The sequence below is a fragment of the Bradyrhizobium sp. 2S1 genome, assembly GCF_011516625.5.
In the GTDB taxonomy this organism is placed as follows: Bacteria; Pseudomonadota; Alphaproteobacteria; order Rhizobiales; family Xanthobacteraceae; genus Bradyrhizobium; species Bradyrhizobium septentrionale.
The window spans coordinates 3036098-3056635 of record NZ_CP147717.1 but is presented as its reverse complement, the minus strand read 5'-3'; the positions used below and the strand labels follow the sequence as shown (position 1 = coordinate 3056635).

19 protein-coding genes are annotated in these 20538 nt (G+C 65.1%); 14 read left to right on the top strand and 5 right to left on the bottom strand.

All coding sequences use genetic code 11. The features are described 5' to 3' along the window. Positions 1 to 161 precede the first annotated feature (161 nt). The 5 genes from gyrB (at position 162) to HAP54_RS14380 (ending at position 6768) form a co-directional block, all read left to right on the top strand. Positions 162 to 2597: a DNA topoisomerase (ATP-hydrolyzing) subunit B gene (gene gyrB, locus HAP54_RS14400; RefSeq protein WP_166300920.1), complete on the top strand. Its 2436-nt coding sequence runs from the start codon at positions 162 to 164 to the stop codon at positions 2595 to 2597. Positions 2598 to 2783: 186 nt separating this feature from the next. Next, on the top strand, positions 2784 to 4076 hold the full coding sequence (gene murA, locus HAP54_RS14395) for a UDP-N-acetylglucosamine 1-carboxyvinyltransferase (RefSeq protein ID WP_166300917.1): 1293 nt from the start codon (positions 2784 to 2786) through the stop codon (positions 4074 to 4076). Between the two features lie 150 nt (positions 4077 to 4226). Then, the gene (locus HAP54_RS14390) at positions 4227 to 5624 is read left to right on the top strand and encodes an MATE family efflux transporter (protein WP_166300914.1); all 1398 of its coding nucleotides are present in this window, start codon (positions 4227 to 4229) and stop codon (positions 5622 to 5624) included. A gap of 10 nt (positions 5625 to 5634) precedes the next feature. Continuing rightward, on the top strand, positions 5635 to 6108 hold the full coding sequence (locus tag HAP54_RS14385) for a DUF2867 domain-containing protein (protein WP_166300911.1): 474 nt from the start codon (positions 5635 to 5637) through the stop codon (positions 6106 to 6108). Between the two features lie 3 nt (positions 6109 to 6111). Next, entirely contained in the window at positions 6112 to 6768 is a 657-nt protein-coding gene (locus HAP54_RS14380) for a 2-hydroxychromene-2-carboxylate isomerase (protein ID WP_166300908.1), read from the top strand. A gap of 7 nt (positions 6769 to 6775) precedes the next feature. Here HAP54_RS14380 and HAP54_RS14375 read toward each other — a convergent pair whose 3' ends face one another. Continuing rightward, complete coding sequence (locus HAP54_RS14375) at positions 6776 to 7915, bottom strand: FUSC family protein (RefSeq protein WP_166300905.1); 1140 nt, start codon at positions 7913 to 7915, stop codon at positions 6776 to 6778. A gap of 147 nt (positions 7916 to 8062) precedes the next feature. Here HAP54_RS14375 and HAP54_RS14370 point away from each other — a divergent pair, with 147 nt between their 5' ends. Continuing rightward, the gene (locus tag HAP54_RS14370; RefSeq protein WP_166300902.1) at positions 8063 to 9433 is read left to right on the top strand and encodes an MmgE/PrpD family protein; all 1371 of its coding nucleotides are present in this window, start codon (positions 8063 to 8065) and stop codon (positions 9431 to 9433) included. 695 nt (positions 9434 to 10128) lie between these two features. Here the strand turns inward: HAP54_RS14370 and HAP54_RS14365 are convergent. The 3 genes from HAP54_RS14365 to HAP54_RS14355 form a co-directional block, all read right to left on the bottom strand. After that, positions 10129 to 10380: a hypothetical protein gene (locus HAP54_RS14365; protein WP_166300899.1), complete on the bottom strand. Its 252-nt coding sequence runs from the start codon at positions 10378 to 10380 to the stop codon at positions 10129 to 10131. A 95-nt stretch (positions 10381 to 10475) separates the two neighbouring features. After that, entirely contained in the window at positions 10476 to 10688 is a 213-nt protein-coding gene (locus tag HAP54_RS14360) for a hypothetical protein (protein ID WP_312022852.1), read from the bottom strand. Next, positions 10607 to 10867, bottom strand: a complete 261-nt coding sequence (locus HAP54_RS14355) for a hypothetical protein (RefSeq protein WP_312022738.1) — start codon at positions 10865 to 10867, stop codon at positions 10607 to 10609. The genes HAP54_RS14360 and HAP54_RS14355 overlap by 82 nt, the downstream gene beginning before the upstream one ends. Between HAP54_RS14355 and HAP54_RS14350 the strand changes: the two genes are divergently transcribed. The 3 genes from HAP54_RS14350 (at position 10839) to HAP54_RS14340 (ending at position 13591) form a co-directional block, all read left to right on the top strand. Continuing rightward, positions 10839 to 11378 carry a hypothetical protein gene (locus tag HAP54_RS14350; RefSeq protein ID WP_166293479.1) on the top strand — a complete coding sequence of 180 codons (540 nt, stop codon included), beginning with the start codon at positions 10839 to 10841 and terminating at the stop codon, positions 11376 to 11378. The two genes, HAP54_RS14355 and HAP54_RS14350, sit on opposite strands and share 29 nt — an antisense overlap. Before the next feature lie 154 nt (positions 11379 to 11532). Then, on the top strand, positions 11533 to 12633 hold the full coding sequence (locus tag HAP54_RS14345; RefSeq protein WP_166300896.1) for an alpha/beta fold hydrolase: 1101 nt from the start codon (positions 11533 to 11535) through the stop codon (positions 12631 to 12633). A gap of 31 nt (positions 12634 to 12664) precedes the next feature. Beyond that, entirely contained in the window at positions 12665 to 13591 is a 927-nt protein-coding gene (locus tag HAP54_RS14340; protein ID WP_224741264.1) for an efflux RND transporter periplasmic adaptor subunit, read from the top strand. A 168-nt stretch (positions 13592 to 13759) separates the two neighbouring features. Here the strand turns inward: HAP54_RS14340 and HAP54_RS14335 are convergent, their stop codons facing one another. Then, complete coding sequence (locus tag HAP54_RS14335) at positions 13760 to 14611, bottom strand: caspase family protein (protein ID WP_166300893.1); 852 nt, start codon at positions 14609 to 14611, stop codon at positions 13760 to 13762. A 359-nt stretch (positions 14612 to 14970) separates the two neighbouring features. On the opposite strand from HAP54_RS14335, the gene HAP54_RS14330 reads away from it, so the two are divergent. The 5 genes from HAP54_RS14330 (at position 14971) to HAP54_RS14310 (ending at position 20505) form a co-directional block, all read left to right on the top strand. Further along, positions 14971 to 16698, top strand: coding sequence for a hypothetical protein (locus tag HAP54_RS14330; RefSeq protein WP_166300890.1), 1728 nt, complete (start codon positions 14971 to 14973; stop codon positions 16696 to 16698). A gap of 116 nt (positions 16699 to 16814) precedes the next feature. Continuing rightward, entirely contained in the window at positions 16815 to 17540 is a 726-nt protein-coding gene (locus tag HAP54_RS14325) for a thermonuclease family protein (protein WP_175619777.1), read from the top strand. Between the two features lie 175 nt (positions 17541 to 17715). After that, entirely contained in the window at positions 17716 to 18546 is an 831-nt protein-coding gene (locus HAP54_RS14320; RefSeq protein WP_166300884.1) for an LssY C-terminal domain-containing protein, read from the top strand. A 159-nt stretch (positions 18547 to 18705) separates the two neighbouring features. Next, positions 18706 to 19890, top strand: coding sequence for a pyridoxal-phosphate-dependent aminotransferase family protein (locus HAP54_RS14315; RefSeq protein WP_166300881.1), 1185 nt, complete (start codon positions 18706 to 18708; stop codon positions 19888 to 19890). Positions 19891 to 20169: 279 nt separating this feature from the next. Next, on the top strand, positions 20170 to 20505 hold the full coding sequence (locus HAP54_RS14310) for a GIY-YIG nuclease family protein (RefSeq protein WP_166300878.1): 336 nt from the start codon (positions 20170 to 20172) through the stop codon (positions 20503 to 20505). The last annotated feature ends 33 nt before the right edge of the window (positions 20506 to 20538 follow it).

Here is a 20538-nt window from a genome sequence, read left to right as displayed (position 1 = left end):
TCGGCCTTTGAAGACCTTGAAAAAGGCCTAAAAAATCCCACCTATTCAATAGTTTGTGGACAGAGACTTTGCGCTAGGCGCAACTCCTCTTTCATGGCACAAATAGCATGATCAGCGCCCCATATTGCGCCGCTGATTCGGGACATCCTCGAAGGCCTCACATGACAGAACCTGCCCGGCAGACCCCTGCCGAATCTGAGCATCCCATTCCGGCCGAATACGGCGCGGAATCGATCCGGGTGCTGAAGGGCCTCGACGCCGTCCGCAAGCGGCCCGGCATGTATATCGGCGATACCGACGACGGGTCCGGCCTGCACCACATGGTCTACGAGGTCGTCGACAATGCGATCGACGAAGCACTCGCGGGCCATGCCAGCCGCGTCCTGGTCACTCTCAACGCCGACAATTCCGTCACCGTGTACGACGATGGCCGCGGCATTCCGGTCGACATCCACAAGGGCGAGGGCGTCTCAGCGGCCGAGGTCATCATGACCCAGCTCCATGCCGGCGGTAAATTCGACCAGAATTCCTACAAGGTGTCCGGCGGACTACACGGCGTCGGCGTCTCCGTGGTCAACGCGCTCTCCAGCAAGCTGGGCTTGCGGATCTGGCGCGACGACAAGGAGCACTACATCGAATTCGCCCACGGTGATGCCGTGGCGCCGCTCAAGGTGGTCGGCGATGCCCCGGGCAAGCGCGGCACCGAGGTCACTTTCCTCGCCTCCCCCGAGACCTTCAAGAACATCGAATATGATTTCGCGACGCTCGAGCACCGGCTGCGCGAGCTCGCCTTCCTCAATTCCGGCGTCAACATCGTGCTCTCCGACATGCGTCACGCCGTCGAGAAGCGCGAGGAGATGCACTATTCCGGCGGCGTCGAGGAATTCGTCAAATATCTCGATCGCAACAAGAAGGCGATCGTGCCGGCGCCGATCATGGTGCGCTCGGAAGCCAACGGCATCGGCGTCGAAGCCGCGCTGTGGTGGAACGACAGCTACCACGAGAACGTGCTGTGCTTCACCAACAACATCCCGCAGCGCGACGGCGGCACCCATCTGGCCGGCTTCCGCGGCGCGCTGACGCGCCAAGTCAACGGCTATGCCGAGGCCAACGCGAAGAAGGAAAAGATCGCGCTGACCGGCGACGATTGCCGCGAAGGCCTCACCGCGGTGCTGTCGGTGAAGGTGCCCGATCCGAAATTCTCGTCGCAGACCAAGGACAAGCTGGTGTCCTCGGAGGTTCGACCGGTGGTCGAGAACGTCCTGAACGAGGCGCTTGCCGCCTGGTTCGAGGAGAATCCGAAGGAAGCCAAGGAAATCGTCGGCAAGGTGATCCAGGCCGCCGCGGCCCGCGAGGCTGCGCGAAAAGCCCGCGAGCTGACGCGCAAGAGCCCGCTCAGCGTCTCCTCGCTGCCCGGCAAGCTCGCCGACTGCCAGGAGAAGGATCCGGCCAAATCCGAATTGTTCATCGTCGAGGGCGATTCGGCCGGCGGCAGCGCCAAGCAGGGCCGCAACCGCGAATTCCAGGCGGTGCTGCCGCTGCGCGGCAAGATCCTCAATGTCGAGCGCGTGCGTCCCGACAAGATGCTGTCGTCCGAGCAGATCGGCACGCTGATCACCGCGCTCGGCACCGGCATCAGCGACGATTTCTCGGTCGACAAGCTGCGCTATCACAAGATCATCGTGATGACCGACGCCGACGTCGACGGCGCCCATATCCGCACGCTGCTGCTGACTTTCTTCTATCGCCAGATGCGCTCGATCATCGATGGCGGCTATCTCTATATCGCCCAGCCGCCGCTCTATAAGGTCTCGCGCGGCAAGTCCGAGCAATATCTGAAGGACGAGCGCGCGCTGGAGGATTATCTGATCGCGACCGGGCTCGACGAATGCGTGTTCAAGCCGGCCTCCGGCGACGACCGCTCGGGCCGCGACCTGCGGTCGCTGGTCGAGGACGCAAGAGTGATCCGCTCGGTGCTGCGCAACCTGCACAGCCGCTACAATCGCGCGGTGATCGAGCAGGCCGCGATCGCGGGCGTGCTGACCCCCAGGATCACCGGCGATATCGAGACCGCCAACTCCGCGGCTGATTACATCGCCAAGCGGCTCGACGCAGTTGCCGACGAAGTGGAGCGCGGCTGGGTCGGCACCTTCACCGAAGGCCAGGGCTTCCAGTTCGAGCGCACCGTGCGCGGCGTCAAGGAAGTGGCCGTGATCGACGACGCCTTTCTCGGCTCGGCGGATGCACGCAAGCTCGACGAATATGCGACCAGGCTGCAAGAGATTTACGTGCGGGCGGGCAAGCTCCGGCGCAAGGATATCGAGCAAATCATCCACGGCCCGATCGACCTGTTCGAGGCCGTGACCGATGCCGCCCGCAAAGGCGTCTCGCTGCAGCGCTACAAAGGCCTTGGCGAAATGAATCCAGAGCAGCTCTGGGAGACCACGTTGGACAAAGAGGCGCGCTCGCTGCTGCAGGTGAAGATCAAGGAAGTCGACGAGGCCGACGACATCTTCACCAAGCTGATGGGCGACGTGGTCGAACCGCGCCGCGAGTTCATCCAGGACAATTCGCTCAGCGCCACCATCGACATCTAAAGGCCTGCGCCCCGACCAAATGACGCATCCGTGACGGCGCGATCGGCGCTGTCGCACGGCTACCTTTCGGGTGGATGCTGCATCGGAAACTGTGTTACGGTGCCGAGCTGCCATTGATTCCGTTGTGGAATTTTGAATGGCCGAGTCCGAATCCAAGTCTGCATGATGCGTTAGGGGACATTCCGCGTGCCGCCGATCCAATACATCGTCGAAGGCGGCCGCCGCCTTTCGGGCACCATTGAGCCGTCGGGCAACAAGAATTCCGCGCTGCCGATCATCGCCGCGGCGCTGTTGACCGAGCACCCGGTCACGCTGACCAACGTGCCGCGCATCCGCGATACCGAAACGCTGGTCGAGCTGTGCCGTTCGGTCGGCGCCGCCGCCGAATGGACCGAGCGCAACACGCTGCAGATCCATGCCAAGGAGATCCGCGCCGCCGATCTCGACCCGGCGCTGTGCGCGCGCATCCGCGCCTCGATCCTGCTCGCGGGTCCACTGCTCGCCCGTTGCGGTGAGGTCGCACTGCCACCGCCCGGCGGCGACGTGATCGGCCGCCGCCGGCTCGACACGCACTTCCTGGCCTTCGAGCAGCTCGGCGCCACCGTGACCGCGACGCACCGGCTCGAATTCCGCGCCTCGCGGCTGAAGGGCGCCGATGTGTTCCTCGACGAGCCCAGCGTCACCGCGACGGAGAACGCGCTGGTCGCCGCCGTCGCCGCCCGCGGCACCACCTATCTGCGCAACGCGGCCTCCGAGCCCCATGTGCAGGACCTCGCGAATTTCCTGGTCGCGCTCGGCGCCAAGATCGAAGGCATCGGCACCAACACCATCACCGTGCACGGGTCGGCGACGCTCGGCGGCACGACCTACGCGATCCAGCCCGACCATATCGAGGTCGGCTCGCTGATCGGGCTTGCCGCGGTGACCCGCTCGCCGCTGCGCATCGCGCGCGCCGGTGTCGAGCATCTGCGCTCGATCCGGATGGGCTTTGAGCGGCTCGGCATCGTCTGCGGCGTCGAGGGCGACGACCTCGTCGTGCCGTCGAACCAGACCATGAAGATCCAGGATGATTTCGGCGGCCATGTGCCGAAGCTCGAGGACCAGCCCTGGCCGGCGTTCCCGGCCGACCTGATGTCGATCGCGATCGTCACCGCGACGCAGTGCGACGGTGTCATCCTGATGCACGAGAAGATGTTCGAGTCGCGGATGTTCTTCGTCGACAACCTGATCGCGATGGGCGGCCGCATCGTATTGTGCGACCCGCATCGCGCGATCGTCGCCGGCCCCAGCCGGCTGCGCGGCGCGCCGATGAGCTCGCCCGACATCCGCGCCGGCATGGCGATGCTGCTTGCCGCGGTTTGTGCCGAGGGCACCTCCACCATCAACAACGCCGACCAGATCGAGCGCGGCTATGAGCGGATCGAGGAGCGGCTCAACGCGCTCGGCGCCAGGATCAAGCGGATTCCGGCGCGCTCGTGATCCGGGCATGATCCGGAAAAGTGCGAAGCGGGTTTCCCGCCGGATCATGCTCAACCAATAACTCAGGGCACGACGACCTCTGCGTGAGATCGTCGCGTTTGGGCAGCTTGGCCATCCTTCCGGCCGGTTTGCCGTGCTAAGCGTGCCATCATGACCTGCATCGACAAGATCGACCCGGCCGCGTCGCGCGCGGCCGTCGTCCCCTCTCGCAAGCTGCTCACGGCCGAGCTCGCGGAAACGCTGAAGCTCGCGGTGCCGCTTGCGCTGACGCAGCTCGGGCAGATCGCGATGATGACGACCGACCTCGCCTTCATCGGGCGGCTCGGCAGCGAGAATGTCGCCGCCGCGGCGCTGGCGCATACCGTGTACTTCGTCAGCTTCACCATCGGCATGGGCATGATGTCGGCGGTCTCGCCGCTGGCGGCGCAGGCGTTCGGCGCGCGCAACCCGCGCGTGATGCGGCGCGCGCTGCGGGTCGGGCTGTGGGCCGCCTTCTTCATGGTGCTGCCGCTGATGGCGCTGCCGTTCCACGGCGAGCGCATCCTGCTCGCGCTCGGTCAGAGCCCGGCCACCGCGCATCTGGCGCAGCAATATCTGTTCGGGCTGGCCTGGGGCATCCTGCCGGCGCTGTGGTTCATCGCGCTCCGCGGCTTCATGAGCGCGGTGAACCGGCCCGAGCCGGTGCTGTGGATCACGCTCGCCGCGATCCCGGCCAACGCGCTGATGGTCTACCTTTTGCTCTATGGCAAATGGGGCATGCCCGAGCTCGGCATGTTCGGCGCCGGACTGGCGACCACGATCGTCAATCTCGCCACCTTCGTCGCCGGCGTCTGGTTCGCGGCGCGCCGTCGCCCGTTCCGCAAGTACCACGTGTTCAGCCGCGTCTGGCGCATCGACTGGCCGCTGATGGGCAAGCTGGTCGCGGTCGGCGCGCCGATCTCGATCGCCTTCCTGCTGGAGTACGGCCTGTTCGGCGCGGCCGGCCTGTTGATGGGGCTGATCAGCACCACGGCGCTGGCTGCCCACCAGATCGCGCTGCAGATCGCGGCGATCCTGTTCATGGTGCCGTTCGGCGTCAGCATGGCCGCCACGGTGCGGGTCGGCCAGGCCGTCGGCCGCCGCGACACCGAGGCGGTGCAACGCGCCGGCTTTGTCGCGGTCGCGCTCGCCGGCGTGTTCATGAGCGTCATGACGCTCGCGGTGATCCTGGCCCGCTTCGAGATCGCGGCGCTGTTTCTCGGCGAGGCCTCTGATGCCACCGCGCAGCTCACCGCGGCACTGCTGTTGATCGGCGCCACCTTCTTCATTGCCGACGGCGTGCAGACCACCACCGCCGGCGCGCTGCGCGGCATGAACGACACCCAGGTGCCGCTGCTGTTCGCCGTCATCAGCTACTGGCTGGTGGGATTCGCATCGGCGTCCGCGCTTGCCTTCTGGGCGAAGCTCGACGCCGCCGGTGTCTGGATCGGGCTGTCGCTCGGGACTGCTGTTTATGCGACGCTCCTCATCTTGCGTTTCCGCCTGCTGGCACGCAGACTGGTTGGATGAAGGTTGCCCGATGAAGGTTGACGCGGTCACGCCGAACGTGGATCCCGCCGCGCTGCTCGCCGGCGCGCAGTTCATCGATGCGTTCAGGATCGCGACCACACGCCCCGATCTCGATGCCCGGCACGCCGCAGAGGCCATGGTGGCGCGGCAACCGCGCTGGATCGAATGGCTGGTCGCCTTGCGCAATCTCCTGGTCGCGCCGCTCGGCCTGAAGACCTCGGGCGCAGCCGACGGCGTAGTGCGCGACATGATCGGGATATTCCCGGTGGTCAGCGAAACGCCGGAGCGGCTGGTCGCGGGCTTCAACGACAAGCATCTCGACTTCCGGCTCGTCGTCGACGTCGCGCCCCAAGGACCCGCACGCAGCATCACCGCAACCACGCTGGTGCTCACCCACAACAGGCTCGGGCGCGCCTATCTCGCGGTGATCCTGCCGTTCCACCGCCTGATCGTGCCGGCGATGCTGCGCAAGGCCGGAGGCTAGCGCATGGCCCTGTCGGTCGATCTGTTCTTCTCGTTTCGCAGCCCGTACAGCTATCTGGCGCTGCCGAAGACGCTGGAGATGGTCACCGACTATGACGTCGCGGTGAATTTGCGGCCGGTCTATCCGCTCGCGGTGCGGGTGCCCGGCTTCTTCAAGAAGACCGATCCGCGCTTCGCCCGCTATGTCGTGCTCGATTCCAGCCGGGTCGCCAAGCACGAGAACATCCCGTTCCGCTTTCCGCGCCCGGACCCGATCGTGCAGGACATGACGACGCTCGACGTCGCCGAACACCAGCCCTACATCCATCGGCTGACCCGGCTCGGTGCCGCAGCCCAGCTCGAGGGCCGCTCGCTTGCCTTCACCGCCGCCATCAGCCGCGTGCTGTGGGACGGCTCGGTCAAGGGCTGGAACGAGGGCGATCATCTGGCGACGGCGGCGACCGCCGCCGGCTTCGATCTCGCCGCGATGGACACGTCGGTCGCGGCCGATCCCGATCGCTATGAGCAGGTCATCAAGGGCAACGAGGACGCGCACGCGGCGTCCGGCCATTGGGGCGTGCCGACCTTCGTATTCGCCGACGAACCATTCTTCGGTCAGGACCGTATCGACCTCCTGATCTGGCGCATGGAGAGCAAGGGCCTGACGCGCCGCACGGCGTAGTCCGCGATCATGCCGCGCTCTTCTCCGGTGTATCAGCGACGATCTTCTCGGAAGCCTCCTCGTTCGTGCACCAATTGCCGTGACAGCGCTTGAGGTCGTTGAGGTTCTGTCGCATCTGCTCGAGCGAGAAGCCGAGCGCGTAGAAGCGTTCGGCGGCGTCGACCGGCAGGCCGCGGATCAGGCCGTCCCTGCGGACCGCGCCAACCTCCTCGGTGTAGGCGTGCAGCGCGTCGTCGACCGGCGCCATGTCGGCCGGGCCGCTGCCGGCGCGCAAGGCGGTCGCGACCGCGACCATATAGGTGACGATCGCCTTGCTGACGTCGGCGAGCGGCCGCGCCAGCCTGGCCTGGATATCGGCCGGCAGCGGCACCACGCAGGCCCGCCCGATCATCACCACGTCATGTCGCAGCCGCTGGATCGTGCGCAGCAGCGGCCCGGTATCCGGCCCCGACGACAGATGCATGGAGCGCTCGCGCTCGGCCTCGAGGCCGGTCGCGTGCAGATTGGTCACCGCGGTGCCGATGCCGTCCTGGATCCGGTGCAGCGCGTCGTTGTCGAGACCGCGGGTCAGGCCGGCGAGCAATTCGGCGAACGCCGCCGAGAGCAGTTCCAGGAGCTTTGACGCATTGACCCTGATCTGGCTGACCGCACGCGACGGCAGCACCAGGAACGAGATCGCCAGCCCGGTGAGCGCGCCGACCGTGACCTCGAGGACGCGGTCGATCGCCGAATCCAGCGGGTTGGAGTGATGCATCGTCGGCAGCAGCAGCACGATCACCGCCGTCACCGTCGCCGAGTTCAGGCTGGGATTGAGTGCGGCGATGAAGGCGAGCGGCACAATCGCCAATACCAGCAGCGCCAGCAGGCTGCCCTCGCCGGAATGCGGGATCAGGACCGCGATCGCGCCACCATAGATCGCGCCGCCGATGGTGCCGAGCATGTAGTCGCGGGTCGCCTTCAGCGAACGACCGACGCTCATTTGCGTCACGATCAGCGAGGTCAGCACCGCCCATAGCGGCAGCATCAGGTTCAGCGCCAGCGCGATGGTATAGGCCGCGACGCCCGCGGACGCGATCCGGACCGCCAGCGCCAGCTGCGTCTTGCGGGTCCAAAGCTGGTCGTACATGCGTTTTGCGAAGGTCCTCATGCACCCTGATCCGCAATCAATGGAAAGGCCCGTGTTACATGATTTGAAGCTAGGCGAGTGGGAGCATGGCTGCTGCCCGCGGCGGCAAGGTGGCTTGAAAGGCCAAACCCGTCCGCCTACCCTGCGCCGCAAAATTGAGGAAACACGATGGCCCACGAAACCGCAACGCTCGCCGCCTACGTCGCCGACCTGAAATATGGCGACATCCCGCCGGAGGTGCTGGAGCGCGCCAAGGTTTTGACGCTGGACTTCCTGGGCAGCGCGATCCGCGCCCGCCGCGACGCGGAATCGACGCCCTCGCTGATGAAGATGCTGGAGGCGCTGGCGCTCGACGGCAAGGGCGAGGCCACCGTGTTCGGCGACACCAAGACCTGGACGCCGGCGGTCGCGGCGCTGCTCAACGGCGCGCTCGGCCATTCGCTCGACTTCGACGACACCCACGCCGATTCCTCGCTGCATCCGAGCGCGCCGGTGGTGCCCGCTGCGTTTGCGGTCGGCGAGATGGTCGGCGCCTCCGGCCGCGACGTGCTGACCGCGATCGTCGCCGGCTATGAAGTGTGCTGCCGGCTCGGCAACGCGCTCGACCCGACCTCGCATTACGCCCGCGGCTTCCACCCGACCGCGACCGCCGGCACCTATGGCGCCGCGGCGGCGGCGGCGAAGCTGTTCGCCCTGTCGAAGGAGCAGATCATCTCCGCCTTCGGCGTCTCCGGCAGCCAGGCCGCGGGCTCGCTGCAGTTCCTGGTCAACGGCGCCTGGAACAAGCGCTACCAGGTCGGCGCCGCCGCGATGAACGGCGTGATCGCCGCGACGCTTGCGCGCAACGACTTCGTCGGCTCGAGCGAGGCGGTCGAGGGCAAGCACGGCCTCTTGGTCGGCTACAGCGACGATGCGCATCCGGACAAGGCGGTGGCAGGCTTGGGCCACACCTACGAGACGCTGAAGATCGGCGTAAAGCCCTATCCGAGCTGCCGCTACACCCATGCCGCGATCGACGCGCTGATCGCGATGCGGCGCGAGCACAATCTGACCCCGGACCAGATCAAGAAGGTCGAGATCGGCCTGCACCGCAACGGCATCACGCTGACCGGCGACGCCGCCACCAAGCGCCACCCGACCTCGGTGGTCGGCGGCCAGTTCTCGATGTTCTTCACCGGCGCGATCGCGCTCGACCAGGGCCATTTCGGCTGGGACGATTACGACCGTCTGGGCGATGCGGCGATCGATGCGCTCGCCGACAAGTTCGACGTGGTGCAGGACGACCGCCTCGAAGTCGGCCGCACCCACCCGTTCGGCGCCCGCGTCTCGATCACCACCGACGACGGCGTGCATGAGCGCCTCTACGCCGATCCCTCGGGCGAGCCGACCTCGTTCCCCGATGCGCAGGCGATGCAGCAGAAGTTTTTGACGCTGGCCCGCCCGGTGCTCGACAAGCGCGCCGACCAGCTCGCCGACGCGATCCTGACGCTGGAGCGGTTCGACCGCGTGGAGAAGGCGACGCAGCTGGGGCGGCAGTAGGGCTGCGCTCGCGCCATCCAGGCGGTGTCATCACCCGCGCATGCGGGTGATCCAGTATTCCAGAGACAGAGGTGCTTGAACCGAGAGGCCGCGGCGTACTGGATCGCCCGGTCGAGCCGGGCGATGACAGTGTGGGTGGGGACACAGCTTCGCATTCTCGCGACATGAATCGTCCGAGCTTTGCTTCTCGTTCCGCTCTCCTCTCGCAGAGGGCGCAGGGAAAGCCGGGTGCCGATCGCACCCATGGGCCCCGTGCAAAGGTAGAAAGCACGGGGGTAGGACCACAGGTGTAACCGGAGCAATCCGACTTTCCCTGCGCGATGGGTTACGGCTTATTTCGTGCTCTCCCCGGCGAGACTGGGCTTGTTTGTCACCGCCTTCGCAGAAACGCATTCGCGTTTCGCAAGGGGACACCGGCCGCTAGGGCGTCAGGGCGTCAGGGCGTCAGGACCACACGACTTCACCGTCCGCCAGCTAACGCGCTTCGTCTCGCGCGCCGCCAACGTCCATCGCATGGACGCCGCACGTTCGTGACGATCGCGATACGCCCCTCTTGCCGGGCGGGACGGGGGAAGTTGTACAAGTGAGTTAGGGGAAAAGTCAAGAGAAATTCCGAAAATCGGAATCTGAGCCGACCGCAATAGCTTACGCGCAGACTGCATTCTTGCCTGATGTTATTTCAAGTTTGGCGATGATCAACTCTGCGGATACGAACGCAAACGCCAAGTTTTGGTTTCCTTATCCTGTTCAACAACGCCTTCCGCTTCCATGATAGCTAAGAGAGTGCGAGGGATGTGGCCCTCATGCTCCACGTGCCCCATATAGATTCCTAGTATGCGTCCAATGTCCACGTTCTTCACGCCTTGCTCGGGAGCGCGCGATAGTACTTGATGTATGGCGCTCTTAAGCTGCGCAATCGCCGTTTGAGCCAGAAAATACGGTTCCATCGTTTGCATCGTTCCCTCACACCTCGCTGACATCGTTGCTTCGATCGCCCCGATGCGGACATCGCCGGCTCCCGAAAACCGGAGTCGATGATCCGTCATTTCAGATAGTTCGGGAAAATCTTACGCTTCGCAATGCGACTCGTTACGACTTTTCGGAGCGAAGCCTCCTTCTTTGTCTCACACTCCCAAATGACGACAACCTTCCAACCCAATTCGTGAAGAAGCTTCACCGTCCGCCGGTCGCGCCGGACGTCCCGGCAAATTTCTTCGCCCAGAAAGGCGATGAAGGTGCGGTTGCCTTCGGACATCGTGGATGTCTATGCCAGTAACATCCATGGACGAACACAACCAAATGTCGGCTAGGAAATATGATATCTGGCGTACCAGGTAGATCGGTACGATGAAGTCTAAAACGAAGGCCGAAGGCATAGGCGGCTCGTCTGACGCGCAGTTCTGGAGTGGTGTTTTTTCCTTTGACCCTTGACATCAGCCAAGATCGGCGTTGTGGCGTTATTTGGAAGGATCGGACACGTTTGACGGGCTGGGGTGAGGCGTCCGTGCCCAACTACCATGGACAATTCATTGCAATCACGGGATTGGTTCTTCTTTACTCGACAGATCTCAGGAAGCTTCCATTGACGACGACTAAGCGCGGCGTCGACGCCTCATCAAATCTGTACTCGCAAGTGAAAGATCTGATGCGGGAGGCGACCAAGAGCCTGACCAGCTTCACCAACAAGTGGAAAAAATTTCCAGACAAGCTCGAGGAAATCTACAAATCTGCAAGCTACGTCGAATTGGACGATCTTCGTCGAGAATCGAGCACTCGCGAATTCACAGCGAGTCGAAAGCTCCCTGGCATAAAGAAATATGAACCCAACTATCCGTTGCCGGAGCAGGCAAATACTAGCACAAAGATTATTTTTGTTGCTCCCAAAACTCGAGTAATCCGGGCGTGGGAACGATCCACCTACCACAATTCTGTTTTGAGAACGTAGCTTCGGCCCCCAATCACCATCCAGTGAATCCCGCCCCCTCCGTGATCACGATCACGACCCCTCCCGCCCGTCCCAGGAATAACCCATCCCCCGCGTCGTTCGCGTCATGACGCGACCCGCGGTCGCGTAAACAAGAACAAGCAGGATGGGTTTGATGACGGGTTTGAACGGGACGCCGGAGGCGGCGTCGGTGGTGGCGCTGCACTGCTCGCTGGGGTCGGGACGGCAATGGACGAAGCTTGCGGCTGCCCTGAGTGGCTATCGGTTCATGGCGCCGGATATTTCCGGCTATGGCGTTGCTGCCATTGGGCGCGACTGGCCGCGGACGCTGGATGGCGAGATCGCGCTGCTCGAGCCCTGGCTCGCAAAGGCCGAGGGGCCGATCCATCTGATCGGGCATTCCTATGGCGGGGCGATCGCGTTCCGGATGGCGACGGCATCGCCGCATGCGCAGCGGATCCGCAGCCTGACGCTGATCGAGCCGGTGTTGCCGACGCTCTTGCGTGACGAGTCGTCACGCAAGAGCTCTTTGTTTGAGCATGATCCGGTCGGAAAACCGCTGCACACTTTTCCGGATCATGCTGTGCGTGATGCGTCGTCACGCAACAGTTCTTTGTTGGAGCATGATCCCCGCATAAACGCGTCCCGCGTTTGTCGCGAGGGAAAACCGCTTCGCCCTTTCCCGGATCACACGCTGCTCGACTCGCCGGCCGACGCGCGGCTCTACGAGCGCTTCGCGCGCACGGCGCACATCGTGTCGCAGGATATTTTCGATGGCGCTGTCATGGAGGCGGTCGAGGCGTTCACCGCGTTCTGGGCCGGCTCCGGCCCGCGCGAGCAGTTCTCGCCGAGCGGGCGGCTGCGGCTGATCGAGCAGGCCGACAAGCTGCCCTACGATTTCAATGCAGCGCTCGATCTGGACGGGGTGGCGGCCGCCGCGCGCGGCCTGGCGGTGCCGACGCTGCTGCTGTCGGGCGGGCTGTCGCCCTATGTGACGCAGCGCATTGTCGCAAAGCTGGCCTTGCTGATTGATGGCGCCGAGCTGCGGCATCTGCCGGCCGCCGGTCACATGCTGCCGGTGACGCATGCCGAACGGGTCAACCCGGAGATTCTGCGCCACATCTGGCGCGCCGAGGAGCTGGCGAAGCTACAGCTGGCCGCGGATGCCAGCGCGGCCGAGGCGGCCGCGACGGCGCAGCCGGCTGGCCCGGCCAGGCCGCATCTGGTATTCAGGAGGCCCTCATTTTGGGAATAGTTTGCCGATGATTTTGCGTCTCAAGCAATTGATGGGTTTCGCTTCCGCCTTCGCTCTTCGAGCTACGGCGGACAAGCCGCTCCACCCATCCTACGCAGCGACGACCGCCCTTGCCGCCTCCGCGCTGGTGCTGCTCGCCGTCTCGCCCGCGTCTGCCGCGGGCGAGACGGAGGCGGCGCCGAAGGGCGCGGCGGTGACGGTGCTGAAGGCCTCAAAATTCTGCTTCGGCAATATCGTCGAGGTGTCCGGCATCGTGCTGCCGCGCGACGAACAGCAGGTCCGCCCCGAACGGTTCGGGCTGAAGGTGGCGGAAGTGAATGCCGATCCCGGCGACACCGTCACCGCGGGCCAGGTGCTGGCGAAGCTGACCGACGGCACCAACTCGACCAACATCACGGCCCCGGTGGCGGGCACGATCTCGGCGTCGTCGGCGATCGTCGGCGCGCCGGCCTCCGGCAAGGACGCGCTGTTCTCGATCATCGCCAAGAGCGAATACGATCTGGTCGGCATGGTGCCGACCCGCGATATCGCCAAGCTGAAGGCCGAGCAGACCGCGCGGCTGAAGATCATCGGCGCCGGCGATGTCGACGGCAAGGTGCGGCGGATCGCGCCGACCATCGAGCCGAACAGCCAGCTCGGCCAGGTGTTCATCGCCATCAGCGCCAACAAGCGGCTGCTGGTGAATTCGAGCGGGCGGGCGCAGATCAAGACCGGGCAGAGCTGCGGCGTCGCGGTGCCGCTGACCGCGATCCTCTATTCCACCGCCGGCACCGTGGTGCAGGTGATCCGCGGCGGCCGCGTCGAGACGCGGCGGGTGGAGACCGGATTGATGTCGGCCGGCCAGGTCGAGATCCGCGACGGCATCCAGGAAGGCGACATCGTGGTCGCCCGCGCCGGCGCACTGCTGCGCGAAGGCGATCCGGTGCGGCCGGTGGGCGAGAGCGCGGACGCGAAGTAGACGGCGCTGCACCCACAGCGTCGTCCAGGGCAAGCGAAGCGCGACCCGGGACCCATAACCACCGATCTTTGAGATGAACGCGGCTGCGGCCCCAGCATCGCACCACAACGCACATTCGTGGTTATGGGTCCCGGCTTTCGCCGGGACGACGTGCGGGAAGACTTGGGCTCAGCCGCCGAGCTTGATGTCTTCCAGCAGCGAGGACGACACGCTCGGCACCTGCTCGCCTTCGCTCGCGCGCGAGATCGCGACGCGGGTCTTGTTGAAGGCGGTTTCGGCGCCGGCCTGGGCGTTGAGGTTGTTGATCAGCTCGGAGACCAGCACGCTGTTCGGCGCCCTGGAATCGTCGGCTACCTTGCCCGGCGTCGCCGAGGTCAGCACCAGCGTGTTCTCCGGCGGCGAGATCGGCGCCAGGCCGTGCGAGAACGCGCGGAAACGGCGCTCATAGGGATTGCGGCGCGAGGCATCGAGCACCACGAGCTTGGCTTTGGCACCGCGCTCCTTCATCGCATCGAGCACGGACTCGACGCTGACGCCGGTGCGCTTGACGTCGGCTTCCTTCCAGATCGTGGCGTCGACCGGGATCATGTAGCTCTCGCGGCCGACCTGCACGCCGTAGCCGCCGAAGAACAGCATCACGACGGTGTCGGGGCGGATCTTGGCCTTCATGCGCTCGACCGCGCGGAACATGTCGTCGCGGGTCGCGTCCTCGACCACGTCGACGTCAAAACCCTCGCGGCGCAGCGCCGACGACAGAGTGCGGGCATCGTTGATCGGCTGGGCCAGCGGGGCCGCTGCGTCCGGGTAATGGCCGTTGCCGATGATCAGCGCGAGGCGGGAGGTGCCGGCCGGGATGCTGCCGGTGGTGTCGGTGGCCACAGCCCCGACGGTCCCTTTGGCGAAATCCATCGTCCGCTTGTTGAGCGCGGCATGGGCGCCGATCGCCAGCGACACCGTGCCGGCCACCGCCACAGCAAAGGCGATGGTGCGACGGGAAATATGAGGCTGCCTAAGGTTCATAGCGTTCCTAGTCCCAATCTTTATCCCGATCACGCTCACACGAGATCGCGCCAGTTAGTCGCGTCAGAGACATTCAGGTTTAATGGGGTTGAAGCCTGTGTGCCGTCGATTGAGCTCAATTTGCGGCGCTGCAACAAACATTCCATTAACCCGACCGGGCGGCCGGAGCAACCCGGTTTGCCGCATGCTGCCGCCCGGCAGAGGCCATTGACGCCGTTAAGATCCCGTTACGTGACTTCGGTCACATTTGTATTTTGCAGGGATTCATATAGCTTTCCAACGACTTGCGGGAATCCGGGGCGGAGCGCGGGAAATACTGCCTGATGGCAGCGTTAACCGGTTCCAACAGAAAGAGTTTCATGGGCTTTCACGAGATCGCAGGCGCCGTGTGCCGGTCACTGACCGCAGCCAAGGACGGCCCGTCGCTGTACGACGTCTGCGACCCCGTGCTGCAGTCCTATCGCGGCGGCGATGCCCATCTCGGGAAGTTCTACCGGACCGCGCTCGGCAATCCGCCGCTGCGCGCGCTGCTCCGCCGCACCGGCCTGCCCGCGCTGAACGACCCCGACCGGCTCGGCGGCCTGCGCGCCGCGCTGACGCAGGCGCGCGACGCCGAGGCGCCGGACTGGGCCGCGATCGGCGCGCCCGTCGCCGCGCTGATGGACGATATCGGCGTCCGCCACCCGGCCCCGCCGGCAGCGCCGGCGCCGGGGCGGATGCCCGAGATGGCAGAGATCGACCGCGTGATCCGCCTGACCGGCGCGCATCTGCTGCGCGCGTTCGGCAAAAACGGCTTCATCCCGACCTATGCCGCCTTCAATCTGATCGGCGACCCCGACGTCGGCGGCCGCGAGATGCTGATGGCGCTGACCGGGCTCAACGCGCGCGGCTACAAGAACTCGACCCTGCTGTTCAGCCTGGCACGTATCTTCATCGCCCATTCGCCGGCGCGGGTGCTGATCAATCCGGCCTGGCGCGGCATCGCCGAGCCGATGTGGGAACCGGTGCAGATCCGCCACCGCTCGGCCTATTACGACGCGTTCTTCATCGAGGCACTGCTCGGCTTTGTCGAGACCGGGCTGGCATCGCCGGATGAGACAAGCGCGGCGCGGCGCGCGATCTCCGACATGGTCGAGTTCTGCCTGAAGACCAGCGCCGAGGAGGTGCCGTCGTATGACGGCTCCATCGTGAAAGTCGTCACCGCGCTGGCGCCGGGCCGGCATCCGCGCTTCTCGCGGTTCTTCGCCCAGATCAAGCAGGACCTCGGCTTCGGCATCTATGTGCCCGACTGCGACACCACCGCCTGCTCGTTCTCTGCCGCGACACAGGCCGGCTCCGACGATCCGATCTTCGCGCAGCCGCTGCTCGACTTCTACCGCGGCTACCAGGTGCGCGCGGGCGCCAACGAGCCGCGCGTCACGGTGCCGCTCAACGACAACATCGATTATGAAGGCGGCGTCGTCACCTGGATCGACAATCTCGCGGGCGAGCGGCCCTACGGCAACGACCTCGATCCGACGCTGAACCTTGACATTCTCGAGGTCTCGTTCCGCAACCTCACCCGCTGGAAGATCATCGAGACGCCGCAGCGGCTGGAGACGGTGCATCGCATCATCGCCTTCCAGAGGACTCTGGTCGAAAGCGGCGCGTTCAAGAATCCGCGCTCGCATATCTATTATCTGCCGGAGCTCTATTCGGCCTATTTCGGCCGCTGCTACGCCGCCTTCGTCGCGCTGCCGCTGGCAGCGCAGCGCGTCATCGATCCGGGCAACGTGTTCGCGCTGATCCGCGCCCGGGTGCTCGGCTACGTCACGAACGAGCTGATCGCCCACGAGATGAACCCGTTCGACGCCGCACTGGCGCTGATGGCGCTGGCGCATCTTGGCGCCGCGGTCTCGACCTTCACGCCGGCGCTGCACTGCATCGTGCAGGGCCTCGGCGAGGGCGGCCGCAAGGGGCCCTACAAGGCCTATGAATGGAATAAGATGAAGACCCCGTCCCGCATCCTGGTCGGCGGGCCCGAGGTGACGTCGGCCTTCGTGCTGATGGGCCTCGCGCTGGCGAAGAAGCGGATGACGCGAAGTTGAAACTGGCGGAAACACTCCAGCACTGGCACGGTTGCCCAATTGCCCGCACAATCCTTGGGCACTGACGTCGAGACGCTCAAGCCCTTTGAACGACAAGAATCTGGCCGGGAATGCCGATGTTCAAGACGCTGCTCACTGCTGGCCTGCTGCTCGCGCTGCCGACCTTGGCTGTCGCCGCCGACATCACCGGCGTGCCGAAGATCCGCGATGGCGACCAGATCCAGATCGGCAGCGCCCGCATCCGGCTCGGCGGTGTCGACGCGCCATCGACCGACCAGCTCTGCCTCAACACCAAGGGCGAACGCTGGACCTGCGGCGTCGCCGCGCGCGACGAGCTGATCAAGCATGCCGGCAACAAGAGCTGGACCTGCCATCCCCGCTCGGTCGATCGCCGCGGCCGCACCATCGCGCGCTGCGAGGTCGACGGCGAGGACATCCAGAAATGGCTGGTCAGCAATGGCTGGGCGCTGGCCTACACCCGCGTCTCGCATGATTACGAGCCGGACGAAAAGGCGGCGCGCGAGGCCAGGGCCGGGATGTGGCAAGGCGCGTTCATCGCGCCGTGGGACTGGCGCGTGCGCAACAAGAAGACAAATGTGCTCGGCGCGGTGAAGCCGCCGGATGGCGCCAGCTCGATCCTGCTCGCCTCGGCCTCGGGCCCCGTCGCGCCCTCGCCCGACTGCACCATCAAGGGCAACGTCAACCGCTCCGGCGAATGCATCTTTCATCAGCCGACCAGCCGCTGGTACGCCAAGATCGAGATGAAGATCAGCAAGGGCACGCGCTGGTTCTGCTCGGTCGAGGAAGCCGAGGCCGCCGGCTGCCGCGAGACGCGGCGTTAGGCAGAGGTGAGATTGAATCGTTCCGCATCGTCAGTGCACCCCCTCTCCCGCTTGCGGGGGAGGGTCGGGGTGGGGGCTCTCTCCACGAGTCATATTGCGGAAATAGCCCCCACCCGGATTGCATCTTCGATGCAATCCGACCTCCCCCGCAAGCGGGAGAGGTAAGGAGGCCGCTGTGACCAACGTCGAGATCAATCCGCCCGTGGTGCGCCGGCGCAAACGCCTGCGCTATCTGCAGCTGTTTCTGTTCGCCCTCTTCATCTACCTGATCGCGGCCTATCTGCTGCTGCCCGCACTGTGGACCCATTACGAACACCAGAAGGGCCTTGCCAACCTGCCGATGGTGACGCGCACCGCGCAGGGCATTCCCGGCGATCCGATGAATGTCGGGCTGATCGGCGACACCAGGGACGTGGTCTGCGCGATGCACGAAGCCGGCTGGTATCCGGCCGATCCGGTCACGCTGAAATCCTCGATCGAAATCGTAGGCTCCGTGCTGCTCGATCGTCCCTACAAGGATGCGCCGGTGAGCAACCTGTTCTATCTCGATCGCCGCGAAGACCTTGCCTTCGAGAAACCGGTTGGAACGAGCGCGGACCGCCGCAACCATGTCCGCTTCTGGAAGGTGCTCGATCAGGGCGAGGAGAAGCGCCCGGTGTGGCTTGGCGCTGCGACGCTCGACCGCGGCGTCGGCGTCAGCCACTACACCGGCGCGGTGACCCATCATATCGCGGCCGATCTCGACGCCGAACGTGCGCTGCTCGCCACCGATCTCGAGTCCGCCGGCATGGTCACCGCGAAATATCAGGTGACCGGGATCGGCCCGACCCTCGCCGGCCGCACCGGCTGCGGCGACCTCTATTACACCGACGGCGAAATCTGGGTGCTGCGGTTGGTCGAGGCCTGCCGCAAGAACCACGGCACGGTCGAGCAGATCCCAAGCCCCGCCGCGACCGAATTCAAGGACCAGGTCTGGCGCGCGGTGGTCGAATCAATCGGCAAATGAGGGCTGTGTCCCGCGCTTTTGGAAACGCTGGATTGCTTCGTGTGGCTCGCAATCGGAGCCACGATGGAATATCCTCGGCACTTGACCCCTCACACGCATGATTTGCGTTGCTTTACCCATAAGGAACAGGACGTTGCTTTACCCATAAGGAACAGGACGATGACCGTTCGCGCGGGCCGGGAATTTCTGGCCATCCCCGGGCCCACCACGATGCCCGATCAGGTGCTGCAGGCGATGCATCGCCCGGCGCTCGATATCTACTCCGCCGAGATGGTCGAACTGACCGAAAGCCTGCTGCGCGATCTCTCGAAGCTGTTCGCCACCACGGGCAAATCCTACATCTACATCGCCAATGGCCACGGCGCCTGGGAGGCGACGCTCTCCAACGTGCTGTCGCGCGGCGACAAGGTGCTGGTGCTGGAGAGCGGGCGCTTTGCGATCGGCTGGGGCCAGGCGGCGGCCGCGATGGGCGCCGATGTCGAGGTGCTGAAGGGCGACTGGCGCCGCGCGATCCGCCCCGCGGAGGTCGAAGAGCGGCTGCGCCGCGACAAGGAGCACAAGATCAAGGCGATCCTCGCCGTGCAGGTCGACACCGCGTCGGGCGCCTACAACGACATCGAGGCGATCGGCAGGGCGATCAAGGCCGCCGGCCATCCCGCGCTGTTCATGGTCGACACTGTCGCCTCGCTCGGCTGCATGCCGTTCGAGATGGACAAATGGTATGTCGACGTCGCGATGTCCGGCTCGCAGAAGGGCCTGATGACGCCGCCCGGCCTCGGCTTCGTCGCCGCCAATGACCGCGCCTGGGACGCACACAAGAAGGCCGACCTGCGCACACCCTATTGGGACTGGACCGAGCGCGAAGGCAGCGAGCACTACCGCAAATATGCTGGCACCGCGCCGGTGCATCTGTTGTTCGCGTTGCGCGAGGCGATCAACATGCTGCATGCCGAAGGCCTGGAGAATGCCTTCGAACGGCACCGGCTGCTCGGCGAAGCCGTGCGCCGCGCGGTTGCCACTTGGGCTGAGGGCCAGGTGCTCGGCTTCAACATCACTGAAGCCGCCGAGCGCTCCAACACGGTGACAACCGTGACCGTGAAGGGCGCCGATCCCGCCGCGATCCAGCGCTACGCCAAGGAGAAATGCGGCGTGGTGCTCGGCACCGGCATCGGCGATTTGCAGGGCCAGGCGCTCCGTATCGCGCATATGGGTCACGTCAACGCGCCGATGATCCTCGGCACGCTCGGCGTCGTCGAGGTCGCGCTCACCGCGCTGAATATTCCACACGGCAAGGCCGGTGCCGACGCCGCGATCCAGTGGCTCGGCGAGAACGTGAAGGCGTAAGCTTTCCCGCAAGTCAGACGTTGCGGACGCACATGCTTCACCCGTTATCCTGAGGAGGCCGCGACGCGGCCGTCTCGAAGGATCGACGGCCGCGCAGTCTCCGACGGTGCACCAGACCGGTGAGATATCGGGGCCGTGCATCCTTCGAGGCTCGCTCCGCTCGCACCTCAGGATGACGGGACCGAGTGTTTGGGGGATGATGCACTAGCACTTGCCCGTTGACCGTGACTAAGTTTGCTTCATGATCGGGCCGTGCGCTACGCGCACGGGTCTGGTGACATGGGCATCTACATCTACATGCTTCGCTGCGCAGACAACTCGTACTATGTCGGCAGCGCTACCGGCGACGATCTCCGGCCGCGCATCGAACAGCACAATGCAGGTACCTTCCCCGGCTACACCTACAATCGCCGACCCGTCGTCCTCGTCTGGTCGGAGTATTTCGATCGCGTCACTGACGGTATCGCTGCGGAACGGCAGATCAAGGGCTGGGGCCGGGCGAAGAAAGAGGCACTCATCAAATCGGATTGGAAAACCGTCAGCCGATTGGCGCGTCGTCGCGGTGGCGCACCGCGAGCTAGATCCGTGGCCGATGATCCCTCCCCGTCATCCTGAGGTGCGAGCTCTTGCGAGCCTCGAAGGATCGAC

Coding starts and splice junctions, on each gene's coding strand:
- HAP54_RS14355 (WP_312022738.1), bottom strand. CDS start 10,867: ATGTCAAGGGTCAAAGGAAAAAACACCACTCCAGAACTGCGCGTCAGA.
- HAP54_RS14325 (WP_175619777.1), top strand. CDS start 16,815: ATGTTCAAGACGCTGCTCACTGCTGGCCTGCTGCTCGCGCTGCCGACC.
- HAP54_RS14365 (WP_166300899.1), bottom strand. CDS start 10,380: ATGGAACCGTATTTTCTGGCTCAAACGGCGATTGCGCAGCTTAAGAGC.
- HAP54_RS14385 (WP_166300911.1), top strand. CDS start 5,635: ATGAAGGTTGACGCGGTCACGCCGAACGTGGATCCCGCCGCGCTGCTC.
- HAP54_RS14310 (WP_166300878.1), top strand. CDS start 20,170: ATGGGCATCTACATCTACATGCTTCGCTGCGCAGACAACTCGTACTAT.
- HAP54_RS14340 (WP_224741264.1), top strand. CDS start 12,665: ATGGGTTTCGCTTCCGCCTTCGCTCTTCGAGCTACGGCGGACAAGCCG.
- HAP54_RS14345 (WP_166300896.1), top strand. CDS start 11,533: ATGACGGGTTTGAACGGGACGCCGGAGGCGGCGTCGGTGGTGGCGCTG.
- HAP54_RS14335 (WP_166300893.1), bottom strand. CDS start 14,611: ATGAACCTTAGGCAGCCTCATATTTCCCGTCGCACCATCGCCTTTGCT.
- HAP54_RS14330 (WP_166300890.1), top strand. CDS start 14,971: ATGGGCTTTCACGAGATCGCAGGCGCCGTGTGCCGGTCACTGACCGCA.
- HAP54_RS14380 (WP_166300908.1), top strand. CDS start 6,112: ATGGCCCTGTCGGTCGATCTGTTCTTCTCGTTTCGCAGCCCGTACAGC.
- HAP54_RS14375 (WP_166300905.1), bottom strand. CDS start 7,915: ATGAGGACCTTCGCAAAACGCATGTACGACCAGCTTTGGACCCGCAAG.
- gyrB (WP_166300920.1), top strand. CDS start 162: ATGACAGAACCTGCCCGGCAGACCCCTGCCGAATCTGAGCATCCCATT.
- HAP54_RS14370 (WP_166300902.1), top strand. CDS start 8,063: ATGGCCCACGAAACCGCAACGCTCGCCGCCTACGTCGCCGACCTGAAA.
- HAP54_RS14390 (WP_166300914.1), top strand. CDS start 4,227: ATGACCTGCATCGACAAGATCGACCCGGCCGCGTCGCGCGCGGCCGTC.
- HAP54_RS14315 (WP_166300881.1), top strand. CDS start 18,706: ATGACCGTTCGCGCGGGCCGGGAATTTCTGGCCATCCCCGGGCCCACC.
- HAP54_RS14360 (WP_312022852.1), bottom strand. CDS start 10,688: ATGTCCGAAGGCAACCGCACCTTCATCGCCTTTCTGGGCGAAGAAATT.